Raw genomic sequence first — 2,918 nt, forward strand, 5'->3', positions numbered from 1 at the left:
CCTCCCGCCACCAGAAGCTCGTCATCCTCGGCTCCGGCCCGGCCGGCTGGACCGCCGCCGTCTACGCCGCCCGCGCCAATCTCAAGCCGGTGGTCATCACCGGGCTGCAGCAGGGTGGCCAGCTGATGACCACCACCGAAGTGGACAACTGGCCGGGCGATGCACATGGCCTGATGGGTCCGGACCTGATGGCGCGCATGCAGGCCCACGCCGAGCGCTTCGAGACCGAGGTGATCTTCGACCACATCCACACCGCCGACCTGGCCCAGCGCCCGTTCAGGCTGATCGGCGACAGCGCCGAGTACACCTGCGACGCGCTGATCATCGCCACCGGCGCCACCGCCAAGTACCTGGGCATCCCGACCGAAGAGGAGTTCAAGGGCCGCGGCGTGTCCGCCTGCGCCACCTGCGACGGCTTCTTCTACCGCGACCAGGACGTGGTCGTGGTCGGCGGCGGCAACACTGCCGTGGAAGAGGCACTGTACCTGTCCAACATCGCCCGCAAGGTCTACCTGGTCCACCGCCGCGACACCCTCAAGGCGGAAAAGATCATGCAGGACAAGCTGTTCGCCAAGGTTGCCGCGGGCAAGATCGAGACCGTGTGGCACCACCAGGTGGACGAAGTGCTGGGCAACGAAGCCGGTGTCACCGGCGTGCGCGTAAAGTCGACCCTGGACGGCAGCACCCGCGACATCGAGGCCCACGGCTTCTTCGTGGCCATCGGCCACCACCCCAACACCAGCCTGTTCGAGGGTCAGCTGACCATGAACAACGGTTACCTGGACATCCGCTCGGGCCTGGGCGGCAATGCCACCCAGACCTCGGTGGAAGGCGTGTTCGCCGCCGGCGACGTGGCCGACCAGCACTACCGCCAGGCGATCACCTCGGCCGGCTTCGGCTGCATGGCCGCGCTGGACGCCGAGCGCTACCTGGACGCGAAGGGCATGGCCAGCTGATCCCGGCCACGTTCGTATGACACCGAAAGGCCGGCGCGGAAGCGTCGGCCTTTTTCATGGGACACCGCCGCACGCCCGCTTCGCACCACTCTGCCCTATCCTCCCCACATGCCCGATCCACGCTTCCTGCATCGCCTGTCCGATGTCCCCGCCACCGCCTGGGATGCCCTCCACGATGGCAGCAACCCGTTCGTCAGCCATGCTTTCCTGGCCGGCCTGGAAGACCATGGCTGCCTGCGCCCGGAATGGGGCTGGCGACCGCGCCATTTCACGCTGTGGGAGGGCGACACGCTGGTCGCCGCCCTCCCGGGCTACCTGAAGGACAACTCGCACGGCGAGTTCGTGTTCGACCACGCCTGGGCCAATGCCTACGCGCGCCACGGCCTGGACTACTTCCCGAAGTGGCTGGGGGCGGTGCCGTACTCGCCGGTGACCGGGCCGCGCCTGTTCGCGCGCGGCGATGCCGACCGTGCCGTGCTCGCCGAACGGCTGCGCACCGAAGTGGCGCGCATGGGCTGGTCGTCGGCGCATATCAACTTCCATCCCGCCGATGAGGACGCCGCGTTCGGACCCGACTGGATGCTGCGCGAGGACATCCAGTTCCAATGGCACAACACCGGCCAGTGGAGGGACTTCGGCGCATTCCTTGCGGCGATGAACCACAAGCACCGCAAGAACATCCGCCAGGAGCGCGCCAAGCTGGCGCGTACCGGCGTGACCTACCGGATCGTGCATGGCGACGAGGCGAGCGAGGAGGACCTGCTGGCGATGCACGGCTTCTACCTGCAGACCTTTGCCGAGTACGGCAACGCACCGGCGCTCACGTTGCCGTTCCTGCGCCACCTGGCTACCCGGATGCCGCGCCAGCTGGTGATCTTCCTGGCCGTGATCGACGATGCGCCCGTGGCCGGCGCGCTGTGCCTGCGTGGCACCGACACCCTGTACGGCCGTTACTGGGGCGGGGCCACCCTGCCCGGCCTGCATTTTGAAACCTGTTACTACCAGGGCATCGAGTACTGCCTGCGCGAAGGCCTGGCCCGTTTCGAGCCCGGTGCGCAGGGCGAGCACAAGCTGGCGCGCGGCTTCCTGCCGCAGACGGTGCGCAGCCGCCACTGGGTGGCCGAGCCCGCCTTTGCCGAAGCGCTGGCCGACTGGTGCGGGCACGAGCGCGACGAGGTGGCGCGCTATGCGCAGACGCTCGCCGGGCACAGTCCGTTCCGACAGGATCCCTGAGACCCGGCGGGCGGACGCCGTGAGCCGTGCCTCAGGTGCATTGCCACAGGTGCGCACTGACCGCGCATCGATCGCACCAGTACGTGTAGAGCATGCCCCCGCTCCCCCACAGAAGGATGCCGCCGTCGACGGTGGGAAGAACGGAATCGAGCTGCATCACCACTGGCATGGCCGCCCCACAATCCGGGCACGGCGGATACTGCGCGGACTGCACCCAGCTCGGCGCACCGCCCACACGCGAGAGGTTTTCGTCACCGTTGGATACCCCCCAATCCTGCTCCCGCCAGCGTTGCCCGGGCAGCGACACCAGCTCAACGTCGGCCTCCATCAGCACCCCGCACCCCTCGACATCCTCGGCAGGCACATCACGGCACTGGCTCGGGTGCGCCTGTGGAAGCCCCTCGGCGGCATGCCGGTAGAAGAGCGGCCCGATGCCACTCCAGCCGCAGCACTCAAGGCACAGGCCCAGCGTCAGCACGCCCCCGGCCGTGGCGCCCACGTGCCGCGCTTCCAGCGACAGCAACCGCTGCAACGGTGCGTGGCACACGCCGCACAGGGCCTGCAGATGCCCACCCATGTGGGCGTGCCCGCGTGATTCGCCCTGGTTCCAGGTGGCATGCAGGCGCCAGAGCCGCCGACGCCACGGTGCTGAATCCGCGCCCTGGGCCGCCCGCTGTGCGGCCGCGAAACGCAGGTGCAGCGGTTGGTCGGTGTGCAGCGGCGCGCCGG

The 2,918-nt window shown here is 68.8% G+C and carries 2 protein-coding genes and 1 pseudogene; 2 read left to right on the plus strand and 1 reads right to left on the minus strand.

The features are described from left to right. Both trxB and DBR34_RS19235 read left to right on the plus strand, forming a co-directional pair. Positions 1-956 (plus strand): thioredoxin-disulfide reductase (gene trxB / locus DBR34_RS19230; protein ID WP_128097970.1); only part of this gene is annotated, 956 nt, incomplete at its 5' end. 108 nt (positions 957-1,064) lie between these two features. Further along, positions 1,065-2,189 (plus strand): GNAT family N-acetyltransferase, encoded by a 1,125-nt coding sequence (locus tag DBR34_RS19235; RefSeq protein WP_128097965.1) that lies wholly within the window; start codon positions 1,065-1,067, stop codon positions 2,187-2,189. A 31-nt stretch (positions 2,190-2,220) separates the two neighbouring features. Here the strand turns inward: DBR34_RS19235 and DBR34_RS19240 are convergent. Further along, positions 2,221-2,918: pseudogene (locus DBR34_RS19240) on the minus strand (hypothetical protein); the annotation flags it as partial.

It is taken from the genome of Stenotrophomonas sp. HMWF003, from assembly GCF_003061285.1.
Taxonomy (GTDB): Bacteria; Pseudomonadota; Gammaproteobacteria; order Xanthomonadales; family Xanthomonadaceae; genus Stenotrophomonas; species Stenotrophomonas maltophilia_AP.